We start from the raw sequence: 20,717 nt of genomic DNA, 5'->3' as shown, positions 1-20,717 counted from the left end.
TACTGACTCCTGACTCGGTGACTCCTGACTCCTATAGGTTTGGTTTGGCAGCGATGTTGATTTCTTGAGCTTTGCCGATTTCTCCCATTTCCTTTGCTTCTTGCTGATTCACACTCATTAACACACCACCGGCATTATCAGTTTTTACTGTCAGTTGCTCGGTGGCGTTCCAGGTGCGGCTAGAACCTTGTGGTAAAACTCCCTCAAAGGCTGTTTTACCATCTGTAACCACGCTAATCCAAGATGAAGCTTTTAATGTGACACCAATTTGTACGGATTGATCCCCTTGCTTGTTGATAAATGTATTATTAGCAGCTTCTTCCCCTGCCAATTGGGTTACAATTTTTGGTTGAATTTGGCGATTGTTTGCTTGCAAAGTGGAATTATTCAACAACTGGGATAACCCGTTAACAGAGCAGAAAATCAGCCCAATATAAAGCAGGTAAAGATGAATAGGACGTAATTGAGGAACAGCTTGTACGTTCCAATTGGATTGAATACTTACTGATTGAGAACCAATGGGGAAATGACTAGCAAATTCCCCACCCCGAATTCCTAAAGCGTCTGCAAACTGTCTAATTAAGCCTTGAACATAGATCGGTTCTGGTAAGTCGCTTAAATTACCTTCTTCAATGGCTCGTAAAAGTCTTCGAGGAATCCTGGTGAATACAACTAACTCATCTAGAGTTAAACCCTGTTCCTGCCGTAGCGAAGCTAGTTGAGAGCCAAGTTGCCCTAACTTTTCGGCTTGATGTTCCTTGATAGAAGGTTTGATTGACTGTTTACCCTTCTTTCTGAACCATTTCATGTTTTTCTTTTACTCCTTAACTCGGCTTTGTCTTAATAGGTGTGCGAATTATCTGCTTATTTAAAAAACTAATTTCATCCTGACTAAGATGACGGTATTTACCAGATGGCAAGGATGCTGTTGTTGATGTTTTTAACTGAATTGAACCAATAGCCGTGCGATGTAGCTTAATGACTGGATATCCCAACTGTTCGGCTATACGACGAATTTGACGGTTTCTTCCTTCTTGTAAAACTATCTCTAAACAGCTTTGATCAATATAATTTTCAATCAAATGCACCTGAGCAGGTCTTGTGATTCTTCCTTCCAGAACTATACCCTGACTCCATTTTTCGAGAACCTTTGCTGGGGGATGTCCTTGAACTACAACACGGTAGGTCTTGGAAATACTATGACTGGGATGGGTAAGTCCATAGGTCAATTCTCCATCATTGGTTAAAATCAATGCTCCTGTCGAGTCTACATCCAAACGGCCAACCGGGTGAATACCCCATCCGGTTCTTAATGCTAACGGGAGGAGATCCAAAACCGTCGGTCTTCCTTGGGGATCATGACAAGTGGAGACAATTCCTGCTGGTTTATGCACTAATAGATACATTTTGGATGGACGCTGTTCTCCCAGTACAGGTTGACCATCTATAGAGATTTTATCTTGGTGAGGATCGACTTTTTGTCCTAAATGTGCTACTACCCCATTCACACATACTCGTGATTGCCTAATCATTTCTTCAGCTTCACGTCGTGAGGCGATACCCCATTGAGCGAGAATTTTTTGTAACCGTGCCTCCATGTTTAAATTGTGATTTTTTCGCTGAATATTTTTATACTGCTAATGTTTGCATTTTGTTGTTAACAAACTTCCATGTTAAAGTTAAGGTTTGTTTAAGATACTCAAGTTTTGAGCATATTTACATTGATATAACCGTCGAAAAATGACAGAACCAAGTTCCCCAAATAAAAATAACAGCAAAGTCAGGATTATTACAAAAGTTTTAACATCAGCGATTAAGCTTTGGTTAAGAAGCCAATTGAATCAAGTATCTCATTTAGAGGTACAGATTACAGCAAGCGATCGCCAATTGCTGTCTGGTTGTATTCCTGGATTATCAATTTTTGCTAGTAATGCCGTGTATCAAGGTCTTCATGCTACACAAATTGAACTTCAGGCAGAACAGATCCAACTGAATGTGGCTTCAATTTTGAAAGGACAGCCTTTACAATTATCAGCAATAGTACCTGTAGTTGGTAAGCTGATAATCGCTGAACAGGATCTTAATAATTCTCTGTCATCTCCATTATTATTAACGGCTCTAAATGATGTACTGCTTCCACTACTAGCAGAATATAGCCTAAATTCCAAGGACATTACTTGGCGAAAAATCACCCTTGACAATCAGATATTGATCCTGAATGGTATCCCAGTCTCTGAGATAGAAGGGGCATTTTTCAATATTTATTTAGGCTTAGAACTGCTCAATGGTCAAGAACTACAATTAACACAAGTTCGGATCAAGACCGATCAAGAGGTGCTGTTAGAAAAGAATTCTCCTTATATTATAAATCTGGGAACAGATGTTGATATCGAAAAAATTTCTCTGATACCAGAACAACTAAGTTGTTATGGACGTATTAATATTAACCCATAATCATTAAAAAATCAAAATTCAATATTCCCTGAATTTAGTTTAAATTATATGGCTATTGTGAGTGATGTGGGCAAGTAGAGATTAAATCTTATCTTAGTTCCTGTTACAGCGTTTTTTCTAATAAAGGTAAAAGTAATGTAACGAAATAATACACTAAAGGAGCAGTAAAAATATAGCTATCGGTGCGATCTAAAATCCCTCCATGACCAGGGATCAATTGTCCTGAATCCTTGACACCAGCATCACGTTTGAGCAAAGATTCTGTTAAGTCACCTAACAAACTAGCAATACCAATAATTAGACCCAATGTGAAACCAGTGATTAACCAGTCGGGAAAATTGAGAAAGTAAGCTCCTGTGATCGCAACAGCGACACTAGCACTAATGCCAAAAACTGCACCTTCTACGGTTTTTTTGGGACTAATATCTGATAACCGAGTTTTCCCAAAGAATTTACCAAAAGTATAAGCGCCAATATCCGCAGCCCAAATACATAAGAACGTGAGGATAGTCGCAGTTAAACCTGTGGGAAAGGCAGTCAAATTGCCTTGTCCGATATCTTGCCAATTAGATGGCCAATAACCACCTAAAGGTAAATTACTGCTAATAGCATGATCAATGCCCCGTAACCTGACCCAGTAACTTGGTAAGTAACCTACATAAAATAAACCCATAATAGACGCGGAAATATCCGCAATGGTGGCTAATTTGGGTTGAAAAAGTAGGTAAAAACAAATAAGCGTCCCGGCTATGGGCATAATTGCATCAGCTAAACTACCATTCAGAGTACAAATTGCCAGTAGAACTTGACTAACAATCATGGTAGTTTTAACTGAGGGTGTTATGCCTCTAGAGCGAACCAAATTAAAATATTCTTGTTGACCTAAAAATACGACAATAGCGATCGCTATCGTAAAATACCAACCCCCCAATAGGGTTGCAGATAGCGCCATGATAATTGCAACAATTCCACTAATAATTCGAGACCAGGGCATAGGGTAATATTTGGGATTTTAGATTTTGGATTTTGGATGCAACCCAAAACCGAAAACCGAAGGAATTTAACAATTTGTGGAAGTCCCCAGCTTCAATGTACTCCTAATGTGGGGATTTTGACACTCTGCGGTCTGAAGACACGCAGATTCTCTAAGATCTAACTTAAAAGGGATAGTCAAATATCCCCCTAGACGCTCAAAACAACTACTAGCACGAGAAGTATTGCAATTGCGCTTACTTAGGATTCAATTAATGCTTTCCGAGTTCATCACAAGCCAGTTCGGTACGCTCCATGTTTTCCCATTACTTGTTTACCCAGAGTTGCAGTGCAGGTACGAGGTAAATCAGGGGTTGCTCCTTACAAAACACTTCAAAACGTAGATGATTATTCCTACTCACAGTTTAATTTTATCATTTTTCACGGTGGTTAAAACCACTCGTGGCGTGTTTCCTCCACTGTCTGAAGCCAAGTGGCTTCCACACGACCCGCGATAAGCTGTTGTGAGCAGGGGATGAGGAATCGCCAGGATTTTTTGGTAAGATATCGTGTATCTTGACCATCAATGCCGTAAGCGAAAACCAAGCTGATAGGTAAGTGTCGCCAGAGAAAGATTTGGGTCTTGGGAATCAGGACTCCTGCCCTTGGAGGGAATGTCAGACCCATAGAACTATGGAGTTCTAGCGGCTATTCCCGATGAATTGGGAAGCTCCGTCCGTTTTACGGCGGAGTAGTTCACTCTAGTTTCTCACCACTGAGAATGAAAATGGGATCGGCTGCTACAAATGTTTGAGAATAGCCCCGTGTTTCTAAGCGATTAACTGCTGATTGGACAACTTCAATATTCCTAACTCTTAACTGAGAAAAGCTTTGAGAAATGGTATACAGATTTTCTAGATTAGCAGCAGTGGCGACCACTCGACCAGATGTTGGTAAATACTGCCATGCAGCTTGGACAATATCCTGTATGGCTTTTCCTCCCTCAATGCAGATGCGATCAGGTACTGACTTGATTTGGTCTAAGCATTCTGGAGCGCTACCTTCAATGACTTCGACATTTTTGACTTCAAAGCGATCGCAGTTGCGTCTAATTAGATTAGCAACATCCTCGTCCCTTTCGATAGCAATTACCCGTCCTTGGGGACACAATAAACCTACCTCTATAGGAATTGTACCTGTTCCTGCACCAATATCCCACAATACCGAATCAGCTTGTAGTCGTAATTGGGAAATCAACAACAATCTTAATTCTCGCTGACTCAGAGGAATACCTGGTAAATTCTCAAATAATTCGTCGGGAATACCTGGGGTGATGTAAGGCCAAAGTGGGGAAGGCATAAGCAATTAACAATTAACAATTAACAATTAAAATTTAACAATTGGAAATAGGGACGATAATTTTGGTATTAAGTAGAGTCTGCTGAAAAAGTTATCTGTGAGGGCTAGAAGTATGACTATACTGCAAACGGTTCATAGTTTAACCAAATATGAAACCCCTCTGGTAAACCTCTCCCCGCACCCCTCCCTGACCCTCCCCTACAAGGGAGGGAAAAGGAGCAGCTTTTATAATTGGAGAGGCTTTGAGCCTTGTTCTTTGTATGGTAAAAAAGTCCAGCTTCTAGCCGTTTTGAGTATAACGCCACGCTGCGCTATCAGAATTGTCGTTCAGTTTCCAGAGAAAGTATTAATAAACTGGTTTATGCACCCCAATATTTTACTAAAGACTCAGACGGGAATAAAACTCAAGTACCTGCAAAATTGGTAATTTGGGCAGGGGTAGAAAAATTTGAGTTTAGTGTTAATAATTTTCCGATTAAATCGGTAGGAGAACTGGAATGGTTAGCCAGGGAATTAAGTTATTGGTTAAATATGCCAATTATAGCAGAATAAATTCTATAGTTATACCCAAAACGGCTTGACTGTTTGATTCTAAACGTAGGGGTAAAGCATGAGCTTCATTGGTGTCAACTTAAGCTCAAATCCCTACCACATCTCGTTCCTAGTCTCTGACTAGGAATGCAGTTGATGAGGCTCTGCCTCTAATATTATTGAAGGCAGAGCCTTCTAGAATTCATTCCCAGTCAGAGACTGGGAATGAGACGACTTGAGTTCTTTGCGGGATTTGCGGGATAGATGTTTTACGTTAAGTTGACACCAATAAGCTTTTGCTTTACCCCTACACATCTGGGTTCTTTGTCATTTGGCAAAAGTTTAAATCTCACCCGTTTTTAGTATAATTACAGTGACTCAAGAGGAAAATCATCATGTTTGGATTAGGCTGGCCGGAAGTAGGGATTATTGCCATAGTTGCGATTTTGATTTTTGGACCGAAGAAAATTCCTGAGTTGGGAGGAGTCTTGGGAAAAAGTCTCAGAAATTTACAAGAAGGAATGAAAAAATCTAATGAAGATGATCATTCAGACAAAGAAAACTTCGATTAAGAAAAACAAATTATTTCCCAGAATAAATATCTTTAACTAGTACCGTGCAGCTTAAGTAAATGAACCATTTTCAAGCCTTGTAATCAACCAATTTCCGAGCTTTTAATAGTTATCTTATTTCCGCCAACCTGTGCTATAGGACTCCTATTTGATTTTTGAACGGAACTCGGTACACCTTTATATTCTTGAATCCTCTTACCTCTTGCATGATTGCCTCTTGCCTTCCTACGTAGGAAAATATGGCTAACGCCACGCTATGCCTGATGCCTCCGGCACGCTACCGCGAACGGCACACTGCGTGAACGCTATCAGGAATCAAACCGGATTCCTATAGATATGCAAAATAATGAACTATGATATAATAGTCAGTCATTAATCATCAAATAGAAGTTACTTATGTCCTATAAAGTTAGTATTGTCATTGAAAAAGATGAACATGGCTATTATGCTTATTGTCCTGAACTTCCTGGATGTCAATCTGAAGGTGATTCATTAGAAACAGTACAAGCAAATATCAAAGAAGCTGTTGAATTATATATAGAAACATTATCAGAATTTGAGAAACAAGCACTTCAGCACAAAGACATATTAACTATGACTTTGGAGGTGAAAGTTGCCTAAACTGCCGCGACTAACTGCCAAAGAATCTGAAAAATTACTATTAAATGCTGGTTTTATAGAAATGAGAAGCAAAGGTAGTCACAGAATTTATTTTCGAGAAAATGTTAGAGTAGTGATTCCTTTTCATTCAGGTAAGATTCTACATCCGAAAACAGTACAACAAGTTTTTACTGCTATTGAAGCTTTTGCAGTTGAGAACACAGAAGAAGAAATAAATAAAGATGACTAAGAATGTAAGTATTTATAATCAGTCAACTTCCGAGGTAGATGAAAAGTATCTAGAAGCATCCCAACAGTTGCAGCTAGATAAACAAACTTATGGTTCTGATTATATTCATCTTTATCTTGATGATATAGAAGGTGATTGGCTAGAAAATTGGGATTGGGAAGATGATTTAACAGATTATATAGATGCTTTTTATCATCATTGTCAGCAGGAGAATTATCAATTTGCTTTTGATACTTTAAAAGCTGGTGATGATTTGTTGAATCAGCCAGAGAATTATGAAAAATCTTTAGAACTTTATAGTTATTTAGTTGAAAGGTTAGAATTACAAGATGTAAAACAATCAGAAATAAATCATCAAGAGATTTTGAACTTAGCTAAACAACGGATTTTAGCTTTGCAAAATAATGAACAAGGAGAAAATATGTCGGAACAAATGATTTTTAATATGCACGAGGAAAAAATTACGCGTTTAGAATATATACAAAAATTACTGGAGAAAATTTACAATGGAGTAATTAGAAAAACTTGGCAATTTCAAGGTGAATTTACGATAGAGCAGGTGGGTAATGTTTATAATCTAAGAGGAATAGCTAGTGCTGGAGATTATGTAGTAAGGTTCGGAGCAGTCAAATGTTTTGACTCTTTTGATTATTACTTGTATATCATAAATGGTTCAAATCCAGAAGAAGAAATAGTTAATGAAAGAGAGAATTATAATAATCCAAATTTTAGCTATCAAGAATTTAACTTAATAAAGGAGTATTTGGAAAAAATTGAGAAAGCAAGCTGGCAAGTTAAGTTATCTGATTTAGATGCTTTACCTGAATAAAAAACTATGGCAAAGTTGATTAATAAAAAACAACTATCAAGGATTGTTTTGAAGGGCTTTAAATCTATTGCAGAATGTAATCTTGAACTTACTCAACTCAATATACTAATTGGCTGCAATGGCGCAGGAAAATCCAATTTTATCAGCTTTTTTCGCATGGTTCAAGAGATACTTGATGGACATTTGCAAGTTTTTGTTAGTCGTCAAGGTGGACCGGACACAATGCTGCATTTTGGTCGAAAAACAACTGAACAATTAGAGATTGAACTATATTTTGGCAATAATAGATACCTTGCCACTCTTGAACCAACTCAAGATAACCGTCTGATGTTTTCTAAAGAATCTTTTGGCTGGAGGAGTAGTGGTAACTCGATAATGCAAACACAAGCACTAATAGGTAGTGGTAATTTTGAAACTCAGGCTTTTAAAGGAACTGGGACAAAAAAGGATAAAGATATATTATCTACTATGCAGCAATGGCGAGTTTATCATTTTCATGACACCAGCGATAGTGCCTATGTAAAACAAGCTGCTCCTATTAATGATAATATTTATCTGCGTCCAGATGCTCGCAATTTGGCGGCTTTTTTGTATTTATTGAAAAATAACTATTCCCAATCTTATCAACAAATTGTTAAAACAATCAGACTTGTCGCACCGTTCTTTGGTGATTTTTTATTGCGTCCTTCTCCACACAATCAGGATCTAATAGAGTTAGAATGGTTTGAACAAGGTCAAGATATTCCTTTTAAAGCTCATTTGCTTTCAGATGGAACGCTGCGTTTTATATGTTTAGCAACGGTATTTTTACAACCTACTGTTTTACAACCAGAAACTATTTTAGTTGATGAACCAGAGTTAGGTCTTCATCCTTATGCAATTACTATTTTAGCATCTTTAATACGTGCTGCTTCTAGAGAAAAACAAGTAATTGTTTCTACTCAATCTGTAGAATTATTAAATGAATTTACAGCAAATGATGTGATTATTGTAGATAGAAAAGATGGTAAATCATTACTGCGTAGATTGGATGAGGATGATTTACAAGAGTGGTTAGAAGATTATACTTTAGGAGAATTGTGGAAAAAGAACATTATTGGAGGTAGACCTTCAAGATGATGCGAGTCAATATTTTTGTAGAAGGACAAACGGAAGAAACTTTTGTCAGAGAATTACTTTACAATCATTTTTTGCAACAAAACATATATGTTAATTCTATACTTCTAGGAGGTGCGGTAACTTATGGAAAAATCAGAAAAGAATTATATCGTAAATGTTCTGAAGATAGCACCGCTTTTGTAACTACGATGTTAGATTTGTATGGACTACCAAAAGATTTTCCCGGTAAAAGTTCTATTCCCACTACAGCTAATATTTTTGAGAAAGCTGAATATCTTGAACAACAAATGGGTGTAGATATTGGAGTCCAAAATTTTATTCCTAATTTATTGGTGCATGAGTTTGAGGGACTTCTCTATAGTAATCCACAATCTTTTTTAGGATGGTTTGATCAAAACATAGTAGAACAGCTACAGCGTGAACGTGAATCCTTTTCTTCACCTGAACATATTAATGATAGTCCGATAACAGCACCTTCTAAACGTATTCTTCGATGTTGTCCTGGATATGATAAACCGTTACATGGTTCTTTAATTGCTATGGATATCGGATTGGATACAATACGTAAACAGTGTCAGCATTTCGATAAATGGTTAACAAAACTGGAAAACATTAAGTAGTTAACTATTTTGTCAGAATCAGGATGTCTAGGATTTAAGGATTTACAGGATGGAAATTTTATGAATAACAATGTAGATATAGGACTCGTGCTGTTATCTCATGGTGAAGATGGGTATTTTGTTGTCGAAGTACCCAGTTTACCCGGTTGTATTAGTCAGGGTAAGACTCGTGAAGAAGCTTTAGCTAACATAGAAGAGGCAATATCTCTCTACATTGAAGTTTTGCAAGACAGAAATGAACCTATTCCAGAAGATACGGTATTGATGGGATATTAATCTGAAATACCCCTTTTTGATACAATTGAGATCCAAAATCGCATAAAATTAACAAAACAACCCCGAATGGAGATTTAACTTGTCGGCATATAGGACTAGATTACAAGCAAACGAGATTAAGCTCAGACTACAACCTTTAAGACGTGCATCTCTGTTTAGAGGAGAAATTGAATTGGCAGTTAGGATTAAAGAAATTCTAAATACACTATCTAAATATAAAAATGAACTTCTTGATAAAAAACGGTTTTTAATAGACTTTCTGAATGAATTTTATTACGATATCCAAACTTATCTATATACCATCCAACCACTTTTAAATTTATCCCCAGGAGACATAGAAAAATTTTCTGGTTTAGGACTTAACTTATAGTGATGAATCTAAATCAGATTGCCAAGAGTAGAATACTGTAAATTGCATCATAATGTATATTGTTGGAAGTTTCTTTATATCGTAAACATTTTACATCACGGTTTGTAATTTGCATAATCAACATAGTATTTCAAACATCCAACTCAATGTAAAATACACCAAGCAAACTGGCAAATAAAGTTATATGATATAAATGATTTACCAGAATAAAATATTTGTAACTAGGTTTGTTATTTCATGGAGAACTTGATTGAACTATGGTAACAATAAAATCTCAACGGAAAGTGCTGTTATCTCATGGTGAAGATGGGTATTTTGTTGTCGAAGTACCCAGTTTACCCGGTTGTATTAGTCAGGGTAAAACTCGTGAGGAAGCTTTAGCTAATATAGAAGAGGCAATATCTCTCTACATTGAAGTTTTGCAAGACAGAAATGAACCTGTTCCAGAAGATACAGTTGAGGTTGTGCTGGTGTGAGTAAATTACCTATAATCTCAGGTTTAGAGTGTGTAAAAGCACTAGAAAAAATCGGCTTTGTTGTGGATAGGCAAAGAGGAAGTCACATTATAATGGTTCGTGAAGAACCTAGAACCACAATATCTGTACCAGATCATAAAGAACTAGATAGAGGTACTTTGCGTGGGATTATTCGACAAGCGGGTTTGAGTGTGGATGAATTTATTGAACTATTGTGAAATAGCAACAAAGCCATAACCTGAACATTTTCCCACTCATTTCATAATTTCTATTTCTTGTCACTATTCCCTATTGAATAAGTAGGTGAGCGTTGAAAATTGTCGTTATGGCAAGGCAAAAGGCAAGAGGCAAGAGGCAAGAGTGAAGAGGGTTTGGGCGATTTTACATTTCTTTACACAGTTTGGTTTTATTGTGTTCACCTACTTATATTTATGCAAATCAATTTTCAAACCTTCACCGTCAACAAACGATTTCCCCTCACAATTAGTCGGGGGACAACAGCACAAACAACAAATATCTGGTTACAAATTACCGCAGAAGGAATTACAGGTTGGGGAGAAGCATCTCCTTTTGGTGTAGGCAACCATAGGCAATCTACGGAGAAAACCCAGGAAACTTTGCAGCAAATCATACCTACTTTACAAAAATATAGCCCTTGGCAACGGCAGGAAATTGAGGCACTATTAGAACAAATGCAAATTCCGTCCGCAGTCAAAGCGGCTGTGGATATGGCATTACATGATTGGTTGGGTAAGCGTGTGAATTTGCCATTGTGGCAACTGTGGGGACTGGATAAAAATGCGATCGCCCCAACATCGGTAACAATTGGCATTAATTCCCCAGCAGGTGCAAGGGCAAGGACGGGAGACTGGTTACAATTTATGGATGTGCAGTTGTTAAAAGTCAAATTAGGTTCAACCGAGGGAATAGAAGCAGATCAAAAAATGCTCTTAGCGGTACGGGAAGAAGCGGACGGAAAAGATATACTTGTTGATGCTAACGGAGGTTGGAATTTAACCGATGCTGTAAATATGTGTAATTGGTTAGCTGATTTGGGAATAAAGTATGTAGAACAGCCATTAGCAAGGGGTGAAGAAGCAAATTTAGCCGAATTGAAAAAACATTCCCCCTTACCAATTTTTGTAGATGAAAGTTGCTTTACCAGTGCGGATATTCCCCAATTAGCTAATCATGTTGATGGCATTAATATCAAATTAATGAAATCTGGGGGAATCACTGAAGCCATGCGGATGGTGCATACAGCCAAAGCCCATAATTTACAAATCATGTTTGGCTGTTATTCTGATAGTTGTCTTGCTAATACCGCCGCTTTACAACTTGCACCACTGGCTGATTATTTGGATTTAGATAGTCACTTAAATCTAATTGATGATCCTTTTACTGGTGCAGTGGTAGAAAATGGGCGAGTTTTGCCGAATAATTTACCTGGTTTGGGAGTGAAACACTGTGCGTCTGTCGCTTAATCAAAAAATAGCAATTCTTCTTCATGAGGGAATTACTGGAGTTCAAGGAAAAACAGGGTTGTCAATTTTACGCTACAGCGAGTCCCCCATTGTGGCGGTGATTGATAGAGAATCTGTAGGTAAGTCTTTAGTCGAGTTAACAGGTATTCAGCGAGATGCGCCAATTGTGGCATCTGTGACAGCAGCTTTACAGTATAAACCGGAAGTTCTAGTAATTGGGATTGCACCTAAAGGTGGTGCTGTTCCTGATGATTATTGGCTGGATATCAAAGATGCCCTCAAGGCGGGAATGTCTTTGGTAAATGGGTTACATACACCAATGGCAAATATACCGGAGTTAAATGCTCTCCTGAAACCAGGACAATTAATTTGGGATGTCCGCAAAGAACCAGCTAATTTAGATGTAGCATCGGCAATGGCGCAAACTCTGCCCTGTCGGCGGGTGTTGACGGTGGGAACGGATATGGCTATTGGTAAAATGTCTACCAGTCTGGAATTACACCGGGTGGCTAAGTTGCAGGGTATCCGTTCTAAGTTTTTGGCTACTGGTCAAACTGGGTTAATGTTGGAAGGGGAAGGGGTGGCTTTAGACGCTGTGCGGGTGGATTTTGCTGCGGGTGCGGTGGAACAGTTGGTGATGCGTTTTGGTCAACATTACGACATTTTGCAAATTGAGGGGCAAGGTTCTCTTTTACACCCTGGCTCAACGGCTACTTTACCGTTAATTCGCGGTTCTCAACCTACACATTTAATATTGGTGCATCAAGCAGGACAAACCCATAACCGTAATAATCCTCATATACCAATTCCAGCGTTATCTGAGGTGATTCGGATGTATGAAATTGTTGCTAGTGGTGCGGGGGCTTTTCGTCCTGTTCCTGTGGTGGGAATTGCTTTGAATACTCGGAATTTGGGGGAAGTGGAGGCGAAAAATGCGATCGCTCAAATTATAGCAGAAACTAAGTTACCTTGTACAGATCCTGTTCGGTTTGGGGCTGGGTTATTATTGGATGCTGTTATGCAGAGTTGAATATTTTTTTTGCACGCAGAGGCGCAGAGGCGCGGAGAGTAGGCGTTTTATGGTTGGTGGAGTTTTATGGGAATTTCAATGATAAATTCTGTTCCTTTTCCGGGTGCAGAGATACAATCTAATTTACCACTGTGTTTATCTACGATAATTTGATAACTGATTGATAGTCCTAAACCTGTACCTTCTCCTACAGGTTTGGTGGTGAAAAAAGGATCAAATATGCGTTGTTTAATTTCGGGATTTATCCCCATACCATTATCTTTAATGGCAATTTGTACCCAATTATTATTAATGATTTGAGTGCGAATAATGATCTGGTTAGGATTATTCTTGAGTTCTGCGGTAGATAAACTTTTTTCACGCTGTTTGAGAACATCAATGGCATTACTAATGATATTCATAAATACCTGATTTAGTTGAGAAGCATAACATTGGACTAAGGGAAGATTACCATAATTTTTAATGACTACATTGCTAGAATAGCCTAACTTTTCTTGGAATCGAGTTTCTAAAATCATTAATGTACTATCAATTCCCTCATGGATATCTACAGGTTTCATTTCGGACTCGTCAAGGCGGGAAAAATTACGTAAACTTAAAATAATCTTCCGAATCCGTTCTGAACCTACTGTCATTGAATCAAGAATTCTAGGTAAATCTTGAATAACAAAATCAAAATCATTGTCTTGTTTATATTTTTCAATAGTAGCTGAGTGACTAGGATATTCTTGTTGATATATATTCAGTAAATTGATAATAGATTCAGTATAATTACTAGCGTGTTCAATGTTCGCATAGATGAAATTTATAGGATTATTAATTTCATGGGCAATACCCGCTACCATTCGTCCTAAACTGGACATTTTCTCCGTTTGGATTAGTTGGGATTGTGTGGCTTTTAACTCATGTAGTGTTTGTTCTAAATGCAGATTATTTTCATTTAATTCCTGAGTTCTTTGGGTGACTTTTTCTTCTAAATTACTATAGAGTTGGGCATTTTCTAGGGAAATAGCAGCTTGAGAAGATAGGAGATTTAATATTCTTAATCTGTCAATAGTGAAAGCATCCACAGTTAGATTATTTTCTAAATAAAGAATACCAATTAATTGCCCTTTATTCAAAATAGGATTGCATAATATAGATTTGGATTGATGCTGAATAATGTATGAATCATTGGCAAAATCCTGATCATTTGTAGCATCACTAATTAATAAATATTCTTGCATATTTGCTACATAATTAATAATACTTAATGGTAAATCTTGGCTATCGTTAATTGGTGTAGTAGAAAATTTATATTCATGTTCATTCATACATTGAGCTACTAATATTAAATTTCCCTCTTTTTGCAAAATTAATGCAGATTTATTGGCGGCAACATTCTCTGATATTACCTGCATGAGAGTATATAATAACTTATCTATCTGAATTTCTGAAGCAATGGCTAAGGATGCTTTAGTCACAGTTTCTAAATCTAATAATGCAGAAACACCCGTCAAACTAGGTTTACTAATAAGTGTACTTACTTCACCGGCTGTTAATTTAGTTTTAGTTTGATTAATAATAGGTTCAAGCAAATGAGGATAGGTTGTTTCTAAACTCTCAATTTTAGCCCTAGCTCCCCAATTAGCATAACAATAATAAGCATCTATTAAATAAGTTTTAGCAATTTTCTCTTTATTAAAGCTCAGGTAAAATTTAGCTGCTAGTTCATTAGCTAGTGCTTCTTCATGAAGATATTTGTGTTTTTTAGCTCCAATAATTGCTTGGTCATAAAGCTCTATTGCTTGCCAATTATTTCCTAACACTCTCGCTTTTTCTGCTTCTATTAATTCATATTTATGTTGAAAATTCATGGGTGCATGAACAGCCCAATTTTTCATTTTCTCTTGATTGGATAAAACCTTTTCTAAATATTGTTTTTGTCCACTCACAGACTGCTGATCATATTCAGCTAAAAGAGATAAAGAATAATAAAAATTATATTGACTCGTAGTAACTTGTCCCACTACACATTCTAAATAAGCTTCACCTTGAATCCCATTCTCAACAGCAATACTGGTCAAACCAGAGAAGTAATAAAATATAGTTTTTGCTAAATATAATGAAAATATTACAGTTGATGCTTTAGATGCGATCAAAATTGGTAATATTTGAGATTCATCAAATAACTCACCATCAAATGTTTGTTTGGTTTCATTAATTTCTGCAAAATTAAAAACTAGCTGATACCATAGCTTATGTAGTAAAACGGTACCTTCTTGCTTCAAGCTATACATTAAAAGTATATGACTTTTTAACTGCTCAAATACATAGGATAAGTTTTCACCACTGAAAATCATATTCATGTTATACATTGACGAGCAGTAACCAGAATATTCTAAATCTCCAGTTTCTATTCCGCTTTGTAAGGCTTCTTGTAGGCTACTTACTACTGTTTTGAGATGTTTTTTCCAAAATAGGACATTGCAAGCCCACATTAGCATAACTCGACATTTAACTGTTCTACCATCAAATTTATCTAATATATTTAAAGCCAATTCACCATAACGATATCCAGTTTCAATATCAGCAACAAAACCGCAGAGTATCACCCCATAATTCACATATCCAGGAGCAGAAAACGGGGAATTACCATAGTTTACTGATAGATTGATCATGGTAAAGATAATAACTGGGAATAATTCTGGATTAACAAAATAACTAGCAGCAGTCAGATTAGTTAAAATCCGCATCACCGCAAGTTTATCAGTAGCTATCATCTCTGGTAAATTGATTAAATCATCAACATTTAAGTTTTGTGGAGGTGTTTTTTCTAAATTTACTCCCAGCAAGTTGACTAAATTCAACCCTGTCTCTATTGCTCTTTGTAGTTGCAATTGAGACATATAGATTTGTATTTGTGCTTCATACACTTTTACTTGATCTATAAGACTGGTAGCATTTTGTTTAACTACTTCTATATATATTTCTGCTTGCTCAAAATCAACATTTAAATATTCTGCTTCTGCGATTTCTGTGTAAATATTTAAAGTTAATTCATACTCATCTTCCCAACTATTTATTGCTAAAAGTTCCAAGCCTACCTTTAAATATCTAATAGCAGATTCATAAGCGGTAGAAGATTTTGCTTTACAACCAGCAATTAAATTTAATTTAGCTAATTCATGTCTTTCTGACTGATTAGTAATTAATTCAACCCCAATATTTAACTGGTTAACTATCTCAAATATCTTCTCTTCCAGTTCCGCAGCATTGGTATTTTTTAATAGTAACTGACCAATTTTTAAGTGCATTGCTAATTTATCAACATCAGAAATTAGGACATAAGCTGCTTGCTGAACTCGGTCATGAAAAAATTTATATTTAGCGAAAATTAATTCAGTGTTATTAACCGGGAAATTTAAGTTAAAAACATCAAATACTGATTCTTCGCCCGTAAAAAATTTATATGCTTCATTTTGGGGAATAATCAGTTCTTCTTGCAAAGCATCCCATAATTCAGCCGCTATTTGTATTTGGGATTTTTCACAAACTATAGCCAGGGTAGATAAATCAAATTGGTTGCCAATACAAGCAGCTATTTTTAAAATATCTTGAGTATTTTTAGGTAATTTTTGTAATTGGATTTTAAGAAAATTAACAATATCATCATTATGATATAAAGCTTTGGCTGCATTTATATCACACTGCCAATAACCAAGGCTAAAATTAAAAGTAATTAATCCATCTTCATGTAATGATTTAAGTAACTGATTGGTAAAAAATGGATTACCTTGAGTGGTTCTTAAAAGTAGTTCTGTTAGGTCTTGGTTATGTAATTTCGGACAAGATAGAGTATCTGTAACTAATAGTCTAATATGAGATTTATCTAAAGCTTGCAAAATAATCTGATTAATTGTGATATTTTCTTGACGAATATTATCTAAAGTTGTGATTAAAGGATGTCCCGGATTGACTTCATTATCTCGATATGCTCCAATTAATAATAAATATTTTGTGTATTTTTCACACATTAATAATTTTATTAATTTTAAAGAAGCTATATCAGCCCATTGTAAATCATCTAAGAAAATGACTAATGGATGTTCACCTGTAGCAAATACCTGAATAAACTTACTAAATAATAAATTAAAGCGATTTTCTGAAGCATTTCCCGTCAGTTCAGGAACTGGTGATTGCTGACCAATAATATTTTCTAGTTCAGGAATGACATCAATAATTACCTGTGCTTGTTCTCCCAAAGCTGATAATACCTGAATCTTCCACTCTTGTAACTGTACTGTATTTTCAGTTAGCAGTTGTCTCATGAGACTGCGAAATGCTTGCACTAATGCAGAAAAGGGAATATTTCGCTGAAATTGATCATATTTACCAGAGATAAAATAACCTTTTTTCCGCACAATTGGTTTATGAACTTCATTAACGACAGCAGTTTTACCAATCCCAGAAAAACCTGCCACTAACATTAATTCTTTATTACCAGCACTGACGTTCTCAAAAGCCTTTAATAAAGTAATAATTTCCTGTTCTCTACCATATAGTCTGTTATGAATCAGAAACCTATCACTGATATCTCGTTTTGCTAATTCAAAGTTATTAATTTCACCTTCAGTTAATAACATTTTTTGACATATTTCTAGATCATATCTAATTCCTCTAGCTGTTTGATATCTATCATCAGGGTTTTTTGCCATTAACTTAGTAATGACATCTGCTAAAACTTGAGGAATTTGGGGATTAATTTCTCTAGCATTAATAGGTTCTTTTGCCAGATGGTAATATATCAATTCTAAATGGTTTGGACTATAAAAAGGTAATTGTCCTGTGAGTAATTCATAAAAAGTTACTCCTAAAGAATAAAAATCAGTGCGGTAATCTATGCTTCTATTCATTCTTCCTGTTTGTTCTGGAGACATATAGGTAAGTGTCCCTGATAACACATTCTGGCTTTGGATGTCCGCAGTTTCTTTAGGTAATAGGGAGGAAATACCAAAATCTATCAGCTTGATTTTCTGAGTTTGGGGATTAATTAGAATATTTCTGGGCTTAATGTCCTTATGAATAATTTTCTTGGCATACAGAAACTCTAATGCTTTAGTAATTGCGATCGCAATAGATATAAAAGAGTTAATATCTAATTTTTGTAAATTGGTATATTCACTCAACGATATACCACTAAAATCTTCTAAGATTATGGCATAACTATTACCATATTTTTCTAGGGCATAACATTTAATAATATTTGGGTGATCTATTTGTTGACTAATAGCAAATTGATTTTTAAATGCTATTAAATCCTGCAACCGGGGATATTCTGCGTTGAGAATCTTGATAATAACTGAAATCTGTGTTGTTTGCTGTTGACCACGATAAACTGTAGTTTTTTTACTAGCATAAATAAGTTCAGTAATTGTATACCCAGGAATAGTAACTATACAGATATTACTTTTGTTCATCTTGTTTTTTCAGAGATATTCCATCTTCAGGGGGGGAGGGGAGGTGGGGGAGGTGGGGGAGGTGGGGGAGGGAGGGGAGGTGGGGGAGGGGAGAACAGAAGTTTTTTTTTATTACCCGTCAAAATTTATTTGACGAACTATTAGTACAAAACGGCGTAAATAAACCAACCATTCTAAATCCTCCAGAAGCCTATACTGTCTTCATTTTGACTTTTGACTTTTGACTTTTGACTTTTGACTTCCGCCTTGCGGTACTAGCCAAGATTATGGGATGCACGGAATAAATGATTATGTTCGGGGTGATATAAGCGGGAGCGCCCACTTACTGGTAGTAGTGCGGGACTGATGACATAAAGTGTAGTTCGCCGTAATTTTTCTTCATGGGTACAATCTGCGATTTGTGCTAAATTTACAACCCGGATTTTTTCATCTGGCCAGCCTAAGCGATAGCAAATTGCTACTGGAGTATCTGGATCATAATGTTCTAATAATTTCTCTTGGGCTTCAGTAATATGACTCACACTTAAATATAAACATAAACTGGCACGATGGGCGGCTAAAGCTGCTAACTCTTCAGTATCAGGGACATGGGTACGACCGCTAATGCGAGTGAGAATAATAGTTTGGACTAAACCAGGGACAGTTAACTCTATTTTCAATTTAGCTGCGGCAGCTTGAAAGGCACTGATACCAGGGATAACTTCAAAAGGAATATCCGCATCGGCTAATAGCTGCATTTGTTCATGAATAGCACTATACAGACTAGGATCACCAGAATGTAGCCTGACCACTGATTTATGCGATCGCACGGCATCAATCATCAATGGTAAAATTTCTTCCAAAGTCCGATTTGCCGTTTTGATAATTTCCGCATCTGCACGACAAATATCTAAAATCTGTTCGGGAATTAAAGAATCTGCAAATAAAATCACATCAGCCGCAGCCAACAACTTTTGCGCCCTAACCGTTAATAAATCAGGATCTCCTGGTCCAGCACCGACAATATAAACCGCAGGTTCTAAGGAATTTGGATACTTAGAAAAACTTAAATTACTAGTAGATTCACTCATCAATGTCCCCTTTCAAAACCCTGCAAAAAAAAACTTTTAGCATTTCCTGAGTACCCTTCCGGATTCAGCCACTTTGCCTAGTAGAAATAGATGGTAGATGCACCCTGGTTAAGCCCTGGAGATTAATTACTCTGGGGCATTTTTTTCTCCATTGAGTGGAGAAACAACATCAGGTAAAGAACGCTTGAATATATACAGCCAAGCTAAACCAAATAATCCTAAAGTCATTCCCCCTAAACTTACCATTTGTGCCATCCGTAAAGGTCCTAGCATTAAGCTATCTGTGCGTAAACCTTCAATCCAAATCCGTCCCAAGCTATAGGCAACCCAGTAAACTAAAAATAACGTTCCTACCTTCAACCGGGGTTTTTTAGATAAAGCTCGAAAAAACAAAGTTAGCAACAATGCAAACACCATTAAATTCCACAGGGATTCATACAGAAAAGTGGGATGGAAATATTCAAAATTCACGAAATCCAAAGGACGACGATCTGGGGGAATATATAATTTCCAAGGTAAATTAGTTGGTCTGCCAAAAGCTTCCGAGTTGAAAAAATTTCCCCACCGACCAATGGCTTGCCCTAGTATTAAGGAAGGGGCAACCAAATCAGTCAATTGCCAAAAAGATACCTTATTCAATCTAGCAAAAATTAACGCCGCGATCGCACCGCCAATAATTGCCCCATGAATCGCAATACCCCCTTGCCAAATTGCAATTATCCGTTCCGGGTGTTGAGAATATTCTGGCCACTGAAACAAAACATAATACAATCTAGCGGCAGGAATAGCCCCAATCACCAACCAAATTGATAAATCACTGATTAAATCTGGATTCAGATGACGACGCTTGGCTAAGTATTGAGAAAGACTAACACCAAGTAACACAGCAGAAGCAATCAACAACCCATACCAACGAATAACAATTGGTCCCAATTTAACCACAATCGGACCAGGAGAAGTAAATAAAAACCCCAAAGGCAAAACAGAAAAATCCACTACCATACAAAATTACCTATAGGAATTTGAAATCTATGGAGATGAAACACAATAATATAGTACGTCTTAGTCACTATAGCGATAAGTAATTCAGCAAAATTAAAATCATTAGTCAGTTGTCAGTTGTCAGTTGTCAGTTGTCAGTTGTTCGTTGTTCGTTGTCATTAGTAAAATTCCTCCCCCACCTCCCCTACCTCCCCTACCTCCCCTACCTCCCCCACCTCCCCCACCTCCCCCACCTCCCCCACCT

General features: G+C 36.8%; 21 protein-coding genes. 14 read left to right on the top strand and 7 right to left on the bottom strand.

The window, feature by feature from the left end; all coding sequences use genetic code 11:
- Positions 1-31: 31 nt before the first annotated feature.
- Positions 32-808, bottom strand: coding sequence for a RodZ domain-containing protein (locus FJR37_RS26100; protein ID WP_039202746.1), 777 nt, complete (start codon positions 806-808; stop codon positions 32-34).
- Positions 809-824: 16 nt separating this feature from the next.
- The gene (locus FJR37_RS26095; protein WP_168467514.1) at positions 825-1,598 is read right to left on the bottom strand and encodes a pseudouridine synthase; all 774 of its coding nucleotides are present in this window, start codon (positions 1,596-1,598) and stop codon (positions 825-827) included.
- Between the two features lie 142 nt (positions 1,599-1,740).
- Here FJR37_RS26095 and FJR37_RS26090 point away from each other — a divergent pair, with 142 nt between their 5' ends.
- Complete coding sequence (locus tag FJR37_RS26090) at positions 1,741-2,454, top strand: DUF2993 domain-containing protein (RefSeq protein WP_168467513.1); 714 nt, start codon at positions 1,741-1,743, stop codon at positions 2,452-2,454.
- 103 nt (positions 2,455-2,557) lie between these two features.
- Here FJR37_RS26090 and FJR37_RS26085 read toward each other — a convergent pair whose 3' ends face one another.
- Complete coding sequence (locus FJR37_RS26085; protein WP_053539016.1) at positions 2,558-3,448, bottom strand: phosphatidate cytidylyltransferase; 891 nt, start codon at positions 3,446-3,448, stop codon at positions 2,558-2,560.
- A gap of 734 nt (positions 3,449-4,182) precedes the next feature.
- Positions 4,183-4,785 (bottom strand): precorrin-6Y C5,15-methyltransferase subunit CbiT, encoded by a 603-nt coding sequence (cbiT, locus tag FJR37_RS26080; RefSeq protein WP_168467512.1) that lies wholly within the window; start codon positions 4,783-4,785, stop codon positions 4,183-4,185.
- A gap of 420 nt (positions 4,786-5,205) precedes the next feature.
- Here cbiT and FJR37_RS27930 point away from each other — a divergent pair, with 420 nt between their 5' ends.
- The 13 genes from FJR37_RS27930 to FJR37_RS26015 all read left to right on the top strand — a co-directional run bounded on the left by FJR37_RS27930 (position 5,206) and on the right by FJR37_RS26015 (position 12,942).
- Complete coding sequence (locus FJR37_RS27930; protein ID WP_340626593.1) at positions 5,206-5,337, top strand: hypothetical protein; 132 nt, start codon at positions 5,206-5,208, stop codon at positions 5,335-5,337.
- Between the two features lie 374 nt (positions 5,338-5,711).
- The gene (locus FJR37_RS26070; RefSeq protein WP_027400866.1) at positions 5,712-5,888 is read left to right on the top strand and encodes a twin-arginine translocase TatA/TatE family subunit; all 177 of its coding nucleotides are present in this window, start codon (positions 5,712-5,714) and stop codon (positions 5,886-5,888) included.
- 396 nt (positions 5,889-6,284) lie between these two features.
- On the top strand, positions 6,285-6,509 hold the full coding sequence (locus tag FJR37_RS26065; RefSeq protein WP_027400865.1) for a type II toxin-antitoxin system HicB family antitoxin: 225 nt from the start codon (positions 6,285-6,287) through the stop codon (positions 6,507-6,509).
- Positions 6,502-6,738, top strand: coding sequence for a type II toxin-antitoxin system HicA family toxin (locus tag FJR37_RS26060; protein WP_027400864.1), 237 nt, complete (start codon positions 6,502-6,504; stop codon positions 6,736-6,738). Before FJR37_RS26065 ends, FJR37_RS26060 begins: the two co-directional genes overlap by 8 nt.
- Entirely contained in the window at positions 6,731-7,567 is an 837-nt protein-coding gene (locus tag FJR37_RS26055) for a hypothetical protein (RefSeq protein WP_168467511.1), read from the top strand. The genes FJR37_RS26060 and FJR37_RS26055 overlap by 8 nt, the downstream gene beginning before the upstream one ends.
- Positions 7,568-7,573: 6 nt before the next feature.
- A complete protein-coding gene (locus tag FJR37_RS26050; protein WP_027400862.1) occupies positions 7,574-8,686 on the top strand; it encodes an AAA family ATPase in 1,113 nt (370 codons plus the stop codon).
- Entirely contained in the window at positions 8,683-9,306 is a 624-nt protein-coding gene (locus FJR37_RS26045; protein ID WP_039202756.1) for a DUF4276 family protein, read from the top strand. The genes FJR37_RS26050 and FJR37_RS26045 overlap by 4 nt, the downstream gene beginning before the upstream one ends.
- Positions 9,307-9,366: 60 nt before the next feature.
- On the top strand, positions 9,367-9,582 hold the full coding sequence (locus tag FJR37_RS26040) for a type II toxin-antitoxin system HicB family antitoxin (RefSeq protein ID WP_051424211.1): 216 nt from the start codon (positions 9,367-9,369) through the stop codon (positions 9,580-9,582).
- A gap of 79 nt (positions 9,583-9,661) precedes the next feature.
- Positions 9,662-9,952 (top strand): hypothetical protein, encoded by a 291-nt coding sequence (locus FJR37_RS26035; RefSeq protein ID WP_027400859.1) that lies wholly within the window; start codon positions 9,662-9,664, stop codon positions 9,950-9,952.
- A gap of 257 nt (positions 9,953-10,209) precedes the next feature.
- Entirely contained in the window at positions 10,210-10,428 is a 219-nt protein-coding gene (locus FJR37_RS26030) for a type II toxin-antitoxin system HicB family antitoxin (RefSeq protein WP_027400858.1), read from the top strand.
- A complete protein-coding gene (locus FJR37_RS26025; RefSeq protein WP_027400857.1) occupies positions 10,425-10,646 on the top strand; it encodes a type II toxin-antitoxin system HicA family toxin in 222 nt (73 codons plus the stop codon). Before FJR37_RS26030 ends, FJR37_RS26025 begins: the two co-directional genes overlap by 4 nt.
- Before the next feature lie 213 nt (positions 10,647-10,859).
- Positions 10,860-11,912 carry a dipeptide epimerase gene (locus FJR37_RS26020; protein ID WP_039202757.1) on the top strand — a complete coding sequence of 351 codons (1,053 nt, stop codon included), beginning with the start codon at positions 10,860-10,862 and terminating at the stop codon, positions 11,910-11,912.
- The gene (locus tag FJR37_RS26015; protein ID WP_039202759.1) at positions 11,896-12,942 is read left to right on the top strand and encodes a DUF1611 domain-containing protein; all 1,047 of its coding nucleotides are present in this window, start codon (positions 11,896-11,898) and stop codon (positions 12,940-12,942) included. Before FJR37_RS26020 ends, FJR37_RS26015 begins: the two co-directional genes overlap by 17 nt.
- A 47-nt stretch (positions 12,943-12,989) precedes the next feature.
- On the opposite strand, the gene FJR37_RS26010 is transcribed toward FJR37_RS26015, so the two are convergent.
- From FJR37_RS26010 to lgt, 3 genes are all read right to left on the bottom strand, one after another.
- Complete coding sequence (locus tag FJR37_RS26010) at positions 12,990-18,401, bottom strand: ATP-binding sensor histidine kinase (protein WP_168467510.1); 5,412 nt, start codon at positions 18,399-18,401, stop codon at positions 12,990-12,992.
- Positions 18,402-18,655: 254 nt separating this feature from the next.
- Positions 18,656-19,471, bottom strand: coding sequence for a precorrin-4 C(11)-methyltransferase (gene cobM / locus FJR37_RS26005; protein WP_168467509.1), 816 nt, complete (start codon positions 19,469-19,471; stop codon positions 18,656-18,658).
- A gap of 126 nt (positions 19,472-19,597) precedes the next feature.
- Complete coding sequence (lgt, locus tag FJR37_RS26000; RefSeq protein ID WP_039202763.1) at positions 19,598-20,473, bottom strand: prolipoprotein diacylglyceryl transferase; 876 nt, start codon at positions 20,471-20,473, stop codon at positions 19,598-19,600.
- Between the last annotated feature and the right edge of the window lie 244 nt (positions 20,474-20,717).

The sequence above is a fragment of the Aphanizomenon sp. UHCC 0183 genome, assembly GCF_009712065.1.
Taxonomy (GTDB): domain Bacteria; phylum Cyanobacteriota; class Cyanobacteriia; order Cyanobacteriales; family Nostocaceae; genus Dolichospermum; species Dolichospermum heterosporum.
The sequence above is the reverse complement of the archived record's forward strand: the minus strand, read 5'-3'. Positions and strand labels throughout refer to the sequence as shown.